12 protein-coding genes and 1 tRNA gene are annotated in these 13,952 nt (G+C 74.4%); 8 read left to right on the top strand and 5 right to left on the bottom strand.

Annotated features, from left to right (window positions below):
• Positions 1–74 precede the first annotated feature (74 nt).
• Positions 75–1,466 (top strand): hemolysin family protein, encoded by a 1,392-nt coding sequence (locus OMK64_RS14080; protein ID WP_272729028.1) that lies wholly within the window; start codon positions 75–77, stop codon positions 1,464–1,466.
• Positions 1,463–2,473 carry a hemolysin family protein gene (locus tag OMK64_RS14075; protein WP_272729003.1) on the top strand — a complete coding sequence of 337 codons (1,011 nt, stop codon included), beginning with the start codon at positions 1,463–1,465 and terminating at the stop codon, positions 2,471–2,473. The genes OMK64_RS14080 and OMK64_RS14075 overlap by 4 nt, the downstream gene beginning before the upstream one ends.
• Positions 2,474–2,596: 123 nt before the next feature.
• On the opposite strand, the gene OMK64_RS21120 is transcribed toward OMK64_RS14075, so the two are convergent.
• Entirely contained in the window at positions 2,597–3,271 is a 675-nt protein-coding gene (locus OMK64_RS21120) for a CPBP family intramembrane glutamic endopeptidase (protein ID WP_272729002.1), read from the bottom strand.
• Positions 3,272–3,400: 129 nt separating this feature from the next.
• Positions 3,401–4,678, bottom strand: coding sequence for a low temperature requirement protein A (locus OMK64_RS14065; RefSeq protein WP_272729001.1), 1,278 nt, complete (start codon positions 4,676–4,678; stop codon positions 3,401–3,403).
• 107 nt (positions 4,679–4,785) lie between these two features.
• Between OMK64_RS14065 and OMK64_RS14060 the strand changes: the two genes are divergently transcribed.
• Positions 4,786–4,858: transfer RNA gene (locus OMK64_RS14060), tRNA-Arg, on the top strand.
• Between the two features lie 90 nt (positions 4,859–4,948).
• Here OMK64_RS14060 and OMK64_RS21115 read toward each other — a convergent pair.
• A complete protein-coding gene (locus tag OMK64_RS21115; RefSeq protein WP_272729000.1) occupies positions 4,949–5,791 on the bottom strand; it encodes a DUF4241 domain-containing protein in 843 nt (280 codons plus the stop codon).
• Between the two features lie 156 nt (positions 5,792–5,947).
• On the opposite strand from OMK64_RS21115, the gene OMK64_RS14050 reads away from it, so the two are divergent.
• The 3 genes from OMK64_RS14050 to OMK64_RS14040 all read left to right on the top strand — a co-directional run bounded on the left by OMK64_RS14050 (position 5,948) and on the right by OMK64_RS14040 (position 7,799).
• Complete coding sequence (locus tag OMK64_RS14050; protein WP_272728999.1) at positions 5,948–6,982, top strand: RDD family protein; 1,035 nt, start codon at positions 5,948–5,950, stop codon at positions 6,980–6,982.
• Positions 6,983–6,991: 9 nt separating this feature from the next.
• Positions 6,992–7,342 (top strand): hypothetical protein, encoded by a 351-nt coding sequence (locus OMK64_RS14045; RefSeq protein WP_272728998.1) that lies wholly within the window; start codon positions 6,992–6,994, stop codon positions 7,340–7,342.
• A 79-nt stretch (positions 7,343–7,421) separates the two neighbouring features.
• On the top strand, positions 7,422–7,799 hold the full coding sequence (locus OMK64_RS14040) for a DUF2200 domain-containing protein (protein WP_272728997.1): 378 nt from the start codon (positions 7,422–7,424) through the stop codon (positions 7,797–7,799).
• A gap of 45 nt (positions 7,800–7,844) precedes the next feature.
• On the opposite strand, the gene OMK64_RS14035 is transcribed toward OMK64_RS14040, so the two are convergent.
• Positions 7,845–8,852, bottom strand: a complete 1,008-nt coding sequence (locus tag OMK64_RS14035; protein ID WP_272728996.1) for an aminoglycoside phosphotransferase/kinase family protein — start codon at positions 8,850–8,852, stop codon at positions 7,845–7,847.
• A gap of 138 nt (positions 8,853–8,990) precedes the next feature.
• Here OMK64_RS14035 and nrdI point away from each other — a divergent pair, with 138 nt between their 5' ends.
• Positions 8,991–9,518: a class Ib ribonucleoside-diphosphate reductase assembly flavoprotein NrdI gene (gene nrdI, locus OMK64_RS14030; protein WP_272728995.1), complete on the top strand. Its 528-nt coding sequence runs from the start codon at positions 8,991–8,993 to the stop codon at positions 9,516–9,518.
• Positions 9,519–9,656: 138 nt separating this feature from the next.
• Complete coding sequence (locus OMK64_RS14025; RefSeq protein ID WP_272728994.1) at positions 9,657–10,301, top strand: SanA/YdcF family protein; 645 nt, start codon at positions 9,657–9,659, stop codon at positions 10,299–10,301.
• Between the two features lie 130 nt (positions 10,302–10,431).
• On the opposite strand, the gene OMK64_RS14020 is transcribed toward OMK64_RS14025, so the two are convergent.
• Positions 10,432–13,952: Ig-like domain-containing protein (locus tag OMK64_RS14020; RefSeq protein WP_272728993.1), on the bottom strand; the 3,521-nt coding region annotated here is incomplete at its 5' end.

Raw genomic sequence — 13,952 nt, 5'->3', positions numbered from 1 at the left:
AGAGATGGACGGCGGCTGTAGTCCCCACCCACCCCACCGACGACGACGACCGGTGAGGGTGGGTGAGCACTGAGATGTGGGTGCTGTCCCTGCTCGTCGGCGTGCTCGTGGTGCTCGCGATCACCGCGGCCACGGGCTGGTTCGTGGCGCAGGAGTTCGCGTACATGGCCGTCGACCGGTCGCGCCTCGGTGCGCGGACCGCGGCCGGCGACCCCGCCGCGCGTCGTGCGCTCGCGGTCACGAAGCGCACGTCGTTCATGCTGTCGGGCGCGCAGCTGGGCATCACCGTGACCGGCCTGCTCGTCGGGTACGTCGCCGAGCCCCTGATCGGTGAGTCCCTCGGCGAGGCCCTCGGGGGCGTCGGCGTCCCGACGGGTGTCGGCATCGCGGTCGGCACCGTCCTCGCGCTGCTGTTCTCGACGCTCGTGCAGATGGTGTTCGGCGAGCTGTTCCCGAAGAACCTCGCGATCGCCCGCCCCGAGCCCGTCGCGGTCGCGCTCGCCGCGTCGACCACCCTCTACCTGCGCGCCATGGGCTGGCTGATCCGCGTCTTCGACTCCGCGTCCAACGCGCTGCTGCGCGTGCTGCGGATCGAGCCCGTGCACGACGTCGAGCACTCCGCGACCGTCCGCGACCTCGAGCACATCGTCGCCGAGTCCGCGCAGTCCGGTGACCTGCCGACCGAGCTGTCGGTGCTGCTCGACCGCATCCTCGACTTCCCCGAGCGCGACGTGGAGCACGCGATGATCCCGCGCTCCCGGGTCGACGTCGTGCGCCCCGACGACACCGTCGGTGACCTCCGCCTGCGCATGAGCGCCGGCCACTCGCGCTACCCCGTCGTCTCCGACGACGAGGAGGTCCTGGGCGTCGTGCACCTGCAGGACGTGCTGGCGACGACCGAGCCCGACGACACCCCCGTCGCCGCGCTGCTGCGCCCGCCCGTCCTCGTGCCCACGTCGATGGCCCTGCCCGACGCGCTGCGCGCGCTGACCGGGACCAACCAGCTCGCGTGCGTGCTCGACGAGTACGGCGGCCTCGCGGGTGTCGTCACCGTCGAGGACCTGGCCGAGGAGCTCGTCGGCGAGATCACCGACGAGCACGACCCCGTCACGGGGGCTGCACCCGTCCTCGACGACGGCGCGTGGGTCATGCCCGGCGACGTGCACCTCGACGAGGTCGAGCGCGCCATCGGCCGCGACCTGCCGCGCGGCGACGTCGAGACCATCGCGGGCCTCGTCATCGACGCGCACGGCGCCCTGCCGCCCGTCGGCACGAGCGTCCTCGTGCTGCTGCCCGCCGACCCGGCCGAGCTCGCGCACGCCGACCACGCCGAGGAGGTGTGGATGCGCGTCGACGTGCTCGAGGTCGACCGCCACGTCCCCGCGACGGTCCGGGTCACCGTGCCCGCCGAGCCGCCGCCCACCGCCGCCGAGATCGCGGCCGCCACGTCGGAGGAGACCCGATGAGCCCGCTCGTCGTCGCCGTCGTGACCGTCGCGCTCATCGCGCTGTCGGCATTCTTCGTCGCGGTCGAGTTCGCGTCGCTCGCCGCCAAGCGGCACCGCCTCGAGGACGACGCCCCGACGAGCCGCTCGGCCCGCGCCGCGCTGCGCTCGTCCGGCGAGCTCACGGTCCTGCTCGCGGGTGCGCAGCTCGGCATCACCGCGTGCACCCTGGCGCTCGGTGCGATCACGAAGCCCGCGGTGCACCACTGGCTGACCCCGCTGTTCGAGTCGTGGGGCCTGGCCGCCTGGGTGTCGGACGTCGCCGGGTTCGTGCTCGCGCTCGTCGTCGTGACGTTCCTGCACCTCGTCGTCGGGGAGATGGCGCCGAAGTCGTGGGCCATCGCGCACCCCGAGTCGTCGGCCACGCTCCTCGCGCTGCCCATGCGCGGGTTCATGTGGCTCACGCGGCCGCTGCTGCGCGGGCTCAACGAGGCCGCGAACTGGTGCCTGCGTCGCGTGGGCGTGGAGCCGACCGACACCGTCGCGAGCGGGCAGAACCCCGACGACCTGCGGCACCTCGTCGAGCACTCGGCGAACGTCGGCGCGCTCGACGCGGCCTACTCCGCGCAGGTCACGGGCGCGCTCGACCTGCAGACGCTCACCGTCGGCGACCTCGCCCGCACCGACCGCGACCCCACCGCGGTGCCGTCGGGCGCGACCGCCGCGGACGTGCGCGCCGCGACCCGGGCGACCGGGCACCTGCGCGTGCTCGTCGGCGGGCGGGACGACCTCATCGGCGTCGTGCACGTCCGGGACACCCTCGTGCGCGGCGACGACGAGCCCGTCGACGACCTCGTCCGGCCCGTCCTCACGCTCGACGCGGGGACGCCCGTCTACGAGGCGCTCGCCCAGATGCGCGAGCAGCGTCAGCACCTCGCCGTGCTGCGGGACGACGCGCGGTTCGCGGGCGTCGTGACGCTCGACGACCTCGTGTCGCGCCTGTTCCCGAAGGTCGCCGACGCGGCGTGACGGTCGGGTTGTCGTCTGCGGTCAGGGGGTCGCGAGCGCGTTCTCGCCGCTCGTGACCGCCTCCGCGGCGGGGCGGCGGAGGTCACGCACCCCGAGGACGACGAGCAGGACCGCAGCCAGGCCCTAGACGACGAAGATCAGCAGGCTCGCGGTGGTCGTCGCGGGGCCGTGGACCGCGTGCGTGCTCGACAAGAACGTCGAGAAGTCCCACAGGCCGTGCAGCGCCATCGCGGCCACGATGGTCCCGGTGCCGCGGCGCACCAGGTAGAACCCGAGGCCCGACAGCGCTGCGAACACGACCTGGATGACGGCCCCGGGTTCGTCGAGCAGCAGGTTGGTCAGGTGGAACGCGCCGAACCAGAGCGTCGTCCACAGCGCGGCGGCCGCCTCCGAGCGTCGGCCCTGGCGCAGAGCGCGCAGGACGACGCCGCGGAACAGCGTCTCCTCGGCGAACCCGACGAGGACGCTCGCGAGCAGGACGGCGAGGACGTGCCCGGGGTCGAACGCGCCCCAGTCCACGCCGAGCAGGTGGAGCACCGCGGTCACCGTCATGACCACCGGGAGCGACCACAGCAACCAGCCGGTCGGCAGGCGTCGCGCGTCGCGCCAGACGTGGTCCCAGCGCGCCCAGACGACGAACACGGTGAGCCAGACGGCACCCGCGGCCAACGGCAGGACGGCGGACCGGAGAGTGGAGTCCGCCGAGTCGAAGAAGTGCTCGTACCCGACGCCCGACGCGCGCATCAGGCCGATGACGATCGCGACATAGACCACGAACACGAGGCCTGCGATCGGCACGGACGGCCGGACTCTCCAGCGGGGGGACACGGCCTCGGACGTCGTCATGTCGCCCCGATCTTCTGCAGGTGCGCGGACGTGCTCGTGGCCGCCACGCTAACCGGCGTCGAGCGAGCGCGCAGCGCGCCGCTACCCGGCCGAGGTGCCCGTGGTGCCTGTCGCGGCCGCGCTGTGGGCCAGGGGCGCGTCCGCCTCGCCGCGTGCGCGTCGCGCCCTGACCACGTCGCCCACGATCACGACGAGCAGGACGAGGTTCGCGAGCCACGACAGGGTGAGCGGCGTGACGACCGGCGCGAGCAGCACCAGCGCGAGCGCCGCGGCCACGCCGCCGAGGTGCCAGACGGACCAGCGGCCGCCCGTCGCGCGCCGGAACAGCGCGTTGCCGAGCAGGTAGACGGCCACCGCGCCGCACATGATCCACGCCGTCCACCCCTCGGTCGCGCCGTGGTGCCCCTCGGGGTGCATCAGCACGAGCTCGTCCGCGACAGCGGTCGCGACGATGCCCATGACCAGCAGGAACGGCACGTACGTGTACGCGGTCTGCGCGACCATCCCCGTCTCCTCGCGGGACACGAAGAACTCCGTCGCGCGCCGTTCCGACCGGTCGAAGAACAGCAGCCACATGAGCACGGTCGACGCGAACGCCGCGAGGAACGCCACGATCGTCACCGGCGTGACCGGGAGGTCCCCGAACGCGGTGCCCGTCACGATGATCGACTCGCCGAGGCTGATGATCATGAACAGCGCGACGCGTTCCGCCATGTGGTCGCCGCGCACCTCCCACGTCGACGCGTGCGTCCCGCGCATGCCCGGCACCCAGAACATCGACCGCGGCCCCGCGATGTCGATCACGGCCGCGACCGCCCACAGCAGCAGCCGCTGCTCCTCCAGCAGCGCACCGGCGACCCAGAACACGCCCGACACTGCCAGCCAGATCGTGATCCGCACGAAGTTCACCGCGTTGACCGGCCAGTGCCGGCCCATCGCCCACGCCGTGAACAGCGTCCGCCCGACCTGGATCGTCACGTACGGCACCGCGAACAGCAGCGCCTTGTCACCGAACGCCTCGGGGATCGCGCTCGACATCAGCAGACCCAGCAGCATCAGCATGATGAGCATCGCCCGCACCGGCAGCCGCTCCGGGTCCAGCCAGTTGGTCACCCACGTCGTGTCGATCCACAGCCACCAGATCGCCCAGCCGAGGATCAGCGTCTGGACCAGGTGCTCGCCGTCGGGGTGCGCGATCAGCAGGTGCGACAGCTGCGTCACCGCGAACACGAACACGAGGTCGAAGAACAGCTCGACGTACCCGACGCGGCTGCTGTCGTCGCCGTCCCCGTGCCGCAGCACGTCGGCCCGCATCCCGACGCGTCCGCCGCCCGTCCCCAGCCGTCCGGTGCTCGTCATGGCCGCGATCCTGCCAGGCACGACGCGGCGTGCCGAGGGTCACGTGATTCCGGTTTGGGGACTGGCCGGTCGTCCCTGTATCGTTCAGGACGGCCCGCGAGGGTCACGCGCCCGTAGCTCAATGGATAGAGCATCTGACTACGGATCAGAAGGTTGGGGGTTCGAGTCCCTCCGGGCGCACCGAGATCTCTCGAAGCACGCAGCGAGCCCGCTCCGCCGTCACGGTGGGGCGGGCTTCGTCGTTCCCGGCCCCGGTCCCGCCCGTGCGGCTCAGAGGTCGGCGTCGGACGGCGGCGTCCCCGGCAGCCCGCTGAGCGCCCACGGCAGCACGAAGCCGTACGACACCGCGCTCACCACCTCGTCGTCCGCGTCGTAGCCGAGGAACGTCGGGTAGCCGCCGTCGCCGTAGCCGGCGCTGAACACCACCGCGTCCACGCCGTTCTCCGTGGACCGCACGGCGCACACGTGCCCGGCGGACGCGTCGCCGTCCGGGAAGACCGCCTCGATCGCGTCGAACGCCGCGTCGTCCGAGGCCGCCGGTGCCCCGCGGTAGGCCGGTGCGTACACGCCGCCGTCGCCACCGTCGGTGCCGAACCCCAGGGCGGGCTCCTCCCTCCAGCGGACCGGTGTGCCGTCGGCGAGGTGCACCTCGACGAACGCCACGCGTCGCCCGACCGACGGGCTGTCGAGCACCGCGAGGGTCACGTCCGCCGTCGTCCCGGCCGGTGCGAGCTCCCGCAGGACGTCGTCGCGCAACGCTCCCGTCGACGCCTCGTAGCCGTTGCCGAACCCCAGGAGGCCGGCGGGCAGCGGCAGCGCGGCCGCGTGCTCGAGCACCAGCCGACCGTCGGGCACCGGGCCGCCCGCCCAGCCGGCGACCGCGGCGCGGTCGGCGTCGGTCAGCGCGGACGGGCGGAGGTTCGTCGACGACGCCGCGGGTGCCTCTCGTCCGCACGCGGTGAACGTCGCGACCGGTCCCGTCGACGACGGCGCGGCGCTCGGATCCACGACGGGCGGTCCGTCCGTCCACGAGCCGGACGGTGTCGGGGACGCGCACGCCGCCAGGAGGGCGACGACGGCGGACAGCGGCACGAGGCCTCGGCGTGCGGGCACGGGGACAGCGTGACGCACGCGACCGCCCGACGGGGCGCCCGCCGCCGTGTCCCTGCGGCCCCGTCGGCAGCATCCGCCGATCGGGTGCCGGCCGGCGGCGTCGGGGTACCCCGGGGGTCCTGGTGCGCGGGGTCGTGACCTGGGACGATCCCGCGCATGACCGTGCCCGTCCTGCTCCCGCCCGCGGTCGAGCTCGACCCGACGCCGCCGTACGCGAGCTGGTCGCGACGGGTCGTCGCGGCGCTGCTCGACAGTGCCGTCCTGGGCGCGGTCACGTGGTTCGCGGTCGGCGACGGGTACGCGTCGCCGACGCTGCAGCCGACGTTCGACCCGGGCGCGACGCCGCAGAGCACAGGCACGCCGTGGACGTCGTCGCTGGTCCTCGTGGGTGCGCTGCTCGCGATGCTCGTGCTCCAGGGCCTCACCGGGCAGACGCCCGGCCGACGCGCGATGGGCGTCGCAGTCGTGCGGGCGACCCCCGACGGACTCCCGCTCGACGAGCGGCCGGGCGTGCTGCGGTCGGTCGGGCGCTGGCTCGCCCACCTGCTCGACGCCATCCTGCTGATCGGCTACCTGCGGCCGCTGTGGCACCGGGAGCGGCAGACGTTCGCCGACGGCCTCGCCCGGACGGTCGTCGTGCGGCGACCGCGCTGGCCGACGGTGCACGACACCGCCGACGTGGGGCGGCGACGCCGTGGGCGCGCCGTCACCGTGGGCGCGTACGTGCTGGTCGTCGTCGGCGTGCTCGCAGGGGTGAGGTGGGGGGAGTCGGGCGGCACCGAGCGGCTCGCGCAGACCCCGTGCGTCCGGACGGCGCAGACGAGCGGACTGGCCGTGACGGTCGACAGCGCCGACCTCGTCGTGGACCGGGAGTGGACGCGGGACGCGCGGTTGTGGCCGCGGCCGGCCGGTGGTCGCGAGGACGGGCCCACGACCGTCGCGATCGAGCTGTCGTGGCAGGACCTCGCGTCGTCCGGGGATCCCTCGCGTCAGCTGCAGGTCCGCACGACGACGGCCGGCGGCACGTCGGAGACCAGCGTCGACGTGACCTCGGGCTGGACGAGGGTGCCCGTCGAGCGGGCGGGCGGCGGCACGGTCGACGTCGAGGTGCTGGTCGACGGCACCCCGCTGACCTCGTGCTCCGCGACCGTCCCGGCGGTCCCCGGCGACGCCGGCGGCGGGCAGGAGTAGGTTCCCGCCATGCACTGGTCGTCCCCGACCGACCTGCCCGGCCGCCTCGTGCCGTCGAGCGGTGGCCGCGTGCCCGTGCGGGTCCGCGGGTTCGTCGAGGAGCGGTCGCCGGGGCCGTCGCGCACCCCGGACCGCGGGTTCGCCGTCGTGCTGGCCCGCACCGAGCACGACGTCGTGAAGGTCGTGCGCGGGACGACGGTGCTCGGCTACCTGCCGCCCGCGTGGTCGCAGATCGTCGACTTCGACCTGTGGTCGTGCGAGCAGGCGGGCGAGCCGGCGCTCGCGCGGGCGCTGCTCGAGGGGCGGCCCGGCGAGCGGGACCTGTTCGTCATGCTCGACTGGCCGCGCCGACGCTCCTGACCGGGGCCGACGCGGGCGGGATACTGGACGCAGCGACGGCGGGGTCGGGAGGACGCCGCGACGACGGAGGGCGACGGGCATGGCCGGGCACCGGATCTTCGGGATGAGCTTCGCGAGCATCTACCCGCTGTACGTCGAGAAGGTCGAGCGCAAGGGCCGGTTCCGCGAGGACGTCGACCAGGTCATCACGTGGCTCACGGGGTACGACGACGCCGGGCTGCGGGAGGCCGTCGCCGACGAGCGGACGCTCGAGGAGTTCTTCGCGCGGGCGCCCGGGCTCAACCCGAACGCGTCGCTCATCACCGGGCTGATCTGCGGGTACCGGGTCGAGGAGATCGAGGACCCGCTCATGCAGAAGATCCGGTACATGGACAAGCTCGTGGACGAGGTCGCGCGCGGCAAGAAGATGACGTCGATCCTGCGCGGCAGCACCGCGGCGACGGTCCAGCCGGCCTAGGCCCGCGCGTCCGTCACGGGCGGCGGCGACGGGTGCCCGCGCACGTCAGGCCACGGCGCGCGTCGCCGAGAGGACGATCTGGCGTTGGGTCGTCGCGTGGCGGGCGAGGCGGTCGGCGAGGTCGGGGAGCCACGGGCTGTCGGCGGGTTCGGCGAGGTCGCCGGGCGGGAGGTCGAGGGCGCGGCGGACGTCGACGAGGTGCGTGGCGGCGAGGGCGGCGACGTGCGGCAGGAGCGCGTGCGGCGTGACGACGGTGCCGGACGTGCGGGCGAACCCGTCGAGGAACGCGTCGAGCAGGTCGGGGTGCGCGGGCGCGGTCGGGTCGGGCCCCAGCAGGTCGCGGACGGCCGAGGCGACGTCGGCGGCGGCGGGTCGTCGCGCGGCCTCGTCGAGGTCGAAGCACACCGGCCGCCAGCCGCGCCAGCGCAGGTTGTCGAGCTCGTGGTCGCCGTGGCCGACGACGAGCGAGCCGGGCGGCAGGTCCCGCAGGGTGCGGGTGAGGGCGGCCGCGGCGGTCGCGAGCTCCTCGTCGGGGTCGTCGAGCAGGGTCGCGAGCGGCGGTCCGGGGGCGGTGTCGACGACGTCGGCGTGCCGGGCGGCCGCGGTGTGGAAGCGGGCGAGCCCGCGGCCCCACGCGGCGGCGAGGTCGGGGGTGAGGTCGTCGACGCCGGTCTCGTCCCCGTCGACGCGGCGGACCGCGGCGGCGAGGACGTCGCCGAGCGGCGTCGCGACACGTTCGAGCAGGCGGCCCGACGACGACGGGACCAGTGCCGCCACGTCGGCGTGGTCGGCCGACAGCCGGGCGTGCAGCAGGGTCCCGCGCGCGAAGCCGCGGGCACCGTCGGCGGTCTCGGGGACGAACCGCAGGTAGACCGGCTTCTCGACGCCCCGCACGCCGTCCGGCACCACGACCACGTGCGACGCCGACGACCGCCAGAACAGGGCCGACCCGGCGGGCGCGCCCCACGCGGCCGCGACGTCGTCGGCGACGGGCGAGCGCCACGCGTCGTCGACGGTCCGGCGCAGCGCGCGGATCTGGGTCAGGGTCAGCACGTTCGCATCGTGGGCACGTCCCGGTCGCGCGGGCCAGCCGAATAGCCGTCGTCCCACGGCGTGACCGGACCGACGGGCCGTCCCGGCCCGGGTCCTGGGTCCTACGTCCCGGGTCGGGCGGGGGGTGAGCATGGCGGGGTGGCACGGACGACGGCGGGGACGCAGGGCGCGGGTGCGCCGCGGGGCACGGACGCGCATCCGGACGTCGGGTCGCCCGGCTCTGGCGTCGTCCGGCGGACGCCCGTCTACTACTACTCCTCGACGTCGGGGCTCGTGCGGACGTTCGCCGAGCGGCTCGCCCGGCCCGTGCGCAACCTCGCGGAGCGCGAGCACCGGCTGTCCGAGGTCGACGGGCCGTGGGTGCTGCTCACACCGTCGTACAAGACGGGCAACCCGGCGAACGACACGATTCCCGAGGCGGTCCGACGGTTCCTGCGCTCGCCCGTGAACCGCCGCGCACTGGTGGGCGTCATGGGCTCGGGGAACCGCAACTTCGGCGCGCACTACCAGATGGCGTGCCGCGAGATCGCGGCGCGGTCGGGGCGGCCGGTGCTGTTCGAGTTCGAGCTCGCGGGGACGCCGTGGGACGTCGCGCGGTGCCGGGAGATCCTCGACGACCTGGACCGGGCGCTCGCGGGGGCGCACGCGCGGGCCGCAGCCGGCTGACCCCGCCGCACCCAGCCGGTCGGACGCTGCCGCTCCTCGACGCGGCAAGGATGTCGCCGTCCGGCGGAGATGTCGCGGATCCGCCCACGCGGCGGCGGTGCCCGCCCTAGCATCGCGGCCGTGGCGAGGGTGCGGAGAGTGGTGACGCTGGGCGTGGGCGTGCTGGTCGCGGGCGTCCTCGGGACGTTCCTCGTCGTGCAGGGCCTCGGGCAGTCGGGGGTCCGGGCGTCGGTCGACGACGTCGAGGACGCCCCGGTCGTCATCGTCCCGGGCGCGGGGCTGCGGCCCGACGGCAGCCCGTCCACCTACCTGCGCCGGCGGCTCGACGCCGCGGCGGACCTGTACGCGCGGGGCACCGTCCGGGTGGTCCTCGTGAGCGGCGACAACAGCACACGCTGGCACGACGAGCCGACGGCGATGCGCGACTGGCTCGTCGACCGGGGCGTCCCCGCGGACCGCATCGTGCGGGACCACGCCGGGCTCGACACGCACGACACGTGCGTGCGCGCGCACGACGTGTTCGGCGTCGAGCAGGCGGTCGTCGTCACGCAGGGCTACCACCTGCGCCGGATGCTGTTCTCGTGCCGGGAGGCGGGGATCGACGTGACCGGCCTGGGCGTGTCGGCGGCGAGCGTCGAGCCCGCGAAGGCCGTGGTGTACCGGGTCCGCGAGGTTCCGGCGTCGCTGCGGGCGGCATGGGACGCGGTGACGGCGCGCCCGCCCGCGCTCGGAGGGCCGCGCGAGACGGGCGTCGACGACGCGCTGGCCCTGGCCGACGGCTGATCGCGGCCGACCCGCGGACGCGCGGCCCCGCGCAGCAGCAGCGCCCGGCGCACCGCGCGGACCGGGCCCCGACGGCACCGGAGCCCGGCCCCTGAACGGGGACCGGGCTCCGGTGGCGTCGCGTGGTCGATCAGGCCGGGGTGACCGTCCGGCGGCGTCGGACGACGAGCAGCGCCGCGCCGAGGGCCAGGAGCAGGAGCGCCGCCCCGACGACCCGGGCGACGTCCGCACCGGTCGTGGCGAGCGCCGCCGCCTGGCCGCCGAGCACCTCGACCGTGACGGTGCCCGTGGTGCGGGCGCCCTGGTCGTCGACCACCGTGTAGGTGAAGGTCACGGTGCCGGTGAAGCCCGGCGCCGGGGTGTAGACGAGCCGGCCGTCGACGATCGCCACGGTGCCCGACGAGGGCTGCGTGACGTCGACGATGGTGACGGTGCCGCCGTCCGGGTCGGTGACGTCGGCGAGGACGTCGATCATCACCGAGGTGCCCGGGCCGGTGCTGACCTTGGTGCCCCCGGCGGGGGCCTTCACGACGACCGGCGCGGCGTTCTCGACGACGACGGTCACCGTGGCGGTGGTCGTGTCGGTCCCGTCGTCGACGGTGTAGGTGAAGGTGACCGTGCCGGAGAAGCCGGCGGGCGGCGTGTAGGTCGCGACGCCGTTCGTCACGGTCACGGTGCCGCGCGTCGTGCCGTCGGCGTCGGTCGGCGTGCCGACCGTCACGGTGAGCGGGTCGCCGTTGGCGTCGGTGACGCCGTCCAGCAGGTCCAGCTCGACGGGCGTCGCGTACGGCGTCGTCCCGGTGACCGCGGGGGCGACGGGTGCCGCGTTGGCGACGGTGACGACGAGCGTGCCGGTGTCCGTGCCGCCCGCGCCGTCCGACACGGTGTACGTGACGGTGACGTCGCCCGCGAAGCCCGCGGCCGGCGTGACGGTGAGGCGGCCGTCGGTCCCGACGACGACGGTCGCGCCGTTGTCGGCGGTCGCGCCCGTGACGGCGAGCACCTGGTCGGAGCCGGGGATGTTCGCGTCGGTGTCGTCGCCGAGCACGTCCACGGTGACCGGGGTGCCGGCCGCGGTGGAGGCGGTGTCGTCGACCGCGACGGGCGCGGCGTTGGCGACGGTCACGGTGACCGTGCCGGTGGCCGTCACGTCGCCGTCGGTGACGTCGTACGTGAACGTCACGGTCCCGGCCCAGCCGGTCGGCGGTGTGTAGCGCACCTCGCCGTTCTCGACGACGGCGGTGCCGCGGGCGGTGCCGTCGGCGTCGCGCGGCGTCGTGACCGAGCCGGGGACGAGCGACAGGACGTCGGCCGTGTTCGGGTCGGTGTCGTTGTCGAGCACGTCCACGAGCACGGACACGCTCGTCGGGGTCGTGACCGGCCCGTCGGCGACCGCGGACGGCGAGCCGTTGGCGACCGTCACGCGCAGCTCGCCGACGTCCTGGCCGCCCGCGCCGTCGGTCACGGTGTAGGTGACGACGATCGTGCCCGAGTAGCCGGTCGGCGGCGTCACCGTGAGGGTGCCGTCCGTCTCGACGTCGACCGTGCCACGGTCGGCGGACGCGGAGACGATCGCCAGCGCCTGACCGGCCACGCCCGCCGTGACGTTCACGTCGGTGTCGTTGGCGAGGACGGCGACGTGGCTCGCGGCGGTGTTCGTCGCGGTGCTGGCCGTGTCGTCGACCGCGACCGGCGGGGTGTTCGCGACGGTCACGACGACCTCGGCGGTGTCCGTGAGCCCGCCCTCGTCGGTCACCGTGTAGGTGAACCGGTCGGTGCCGGCCCAGCCGGTGCTCGGCGTGTACCGGACGGTGCCGTCGGCCTGCACGGCGGTCGTGCCGTGCGCGGGGGCGCCGGTCACGGTGACCGTGAGGTCGCCCTCGGCGTCGGCGTCGTTGGTGAGGACGTCGACGTCGACCGACGCCTGGCCCGCCGCGACGGTCGCGGTGTCGTCGCCCGCCGTCGGGGCGCCGTTCACGGTGAAGGTGACCGCGACGACGGTCGACTGCGCGGTGCCGTCGGAGACCCGGTACGTGAACGAGTCCGTCCCGCGGTACGAGCCGCTCGACGTGTACGTGCCGGTGCCGTTCGGGTTGAGCGTCAGCGTGCCGTGCGCCGGACCGGTGACGAGGACCGCGGTCAGCGTGTCGCCGTCGGCGTCCGTGTCGTTGGCCAGCACCGAGATCGACCGCGAGGCGCCGGTGTTGACCGTGTAGGCGTCGGCGACAGCGACGGGCGCGTTGTTCGTGACCGTGACGGTGACGACGGCCGTGTCGGTCATGCCGCGCGAGTCCTCGACGACGTACTCGAACGTGTCGGTGCCCTTGAAGCCGGCGCGCGGCGTGTAGGTCACGGTGTCGCCGTCGAGGACGGTGACCGTGCCGCCGTTGGCGCTCGTCGGCCCCGCGGAGCGCAGGCGCAGCGTGTCGCCGTTCGGGTCGGAGTCGTTGACGAGGACGTCGACGTCCACGTGCGTCGCGCCGCGGGTCGTCGCGGTGTCGGCGACGGCGTTCGGCGCGGTGTCGAGAACCTCGATCTGCACGGACGTGGTCGCGCGGTAGCCGCCCGGGTCCTGGATCGTGTAGGTGAACACGTCACGACCCGCGAAGTCGTCGCGGGGGGTGTAGCGGATCTGCCCGCTCGGAAGGATCTCGGCGGTGCCGCCCGCGGTGTCCGTGACGGCGACGACGGTCAGGGTGTCGCCGTCGGGGTCGCTGTCGTTCGCGAGCACGTCGATGTCGAGCCGGCGCTGCGAGGGCGTGGGCGTGAACGTCAGGACGTGCGGCTGTGCGACCGGGGGCCGGTTGACGCCCGGCAGGGGCGTGGTCACGACCGGGTTGAGCAGCACGTTCGACGCGGACGCCGCCGCGGCGTAGGTGGTCGCACCGCGGTACGTCATGGCCGCCGAGTTGACGATCTTCTGGGTGTCGCGTGCGTCGAGGTTCACCCGCACGTCGAAGACGACGGTGTGCTGCGCGGTGGACCCGGACGGCGAGACGGGCACGTCGCCGCCGCCCGCCGAGGTCGCGCCGCTGCCGAGGTAGGCGACCACGTGGCCGTTGAGCGAGCCGTCGTAGTGGCCGACGTCGCCGTCGCCCGCCGCGTCGGTCTGCGTGGCGCCGTCGACGATGAGCGAGCCCGGCACGTAGGTCGTGCCCGTCGGGATCGCGTCGAAGAAGCGCGAGTCGGACGCGGTGTCGAGGCCGATGTTCTGCACGGGGACCGTGTAGCGCAGCACGTCACCGGGCTCGACGAGCCCGCCGTCGACGTCCTCGACGCTCTTCACGCCCAGCAGCTTGGGGTCGTAGAGCTCGGTCGCGAACGTGACGACGCCCGGGTAGAACGTCTCGCCGCCCGTGGTGAGCGTGAGGTTCGCGCTCGTCGCGCCGTTCGGCAGGATCCCGTCGGCCTTGAACAGGTCGGCGTCGAAGCCGAGCTGGTTGTCGTACGACGGCGACCGACCCGGCACGGCCACGCCGTGCCGGCTGATCGACGAGTTGAACGGGTTGGTCGCGGGGTTGAGCGCGTCGGAGATCGTCGTCGTGTTGAGGCGGAACGCGTCGCCCGTGAGGCCCATGTCGCCCTCGTAGGTGACGGCACCGAGCGTCGTCTTGACGGGACCGCTCGGTGGCGTGAGGAAGCCGCTCACGG

This window comes from Cellulomonas fimi (assembly GCF_028527925.1).
GTDB lineage: Bacteria > Actinomycetota > Actinomycetes > Actinomycetales > Cellulomonadaceae > Cellulomonas > Cellulomonas fimi_C.
Note: the sequence above shows the minus strand (reverse complement) of the source record. Positions and strands in the feature narration are given on the sequence as shown.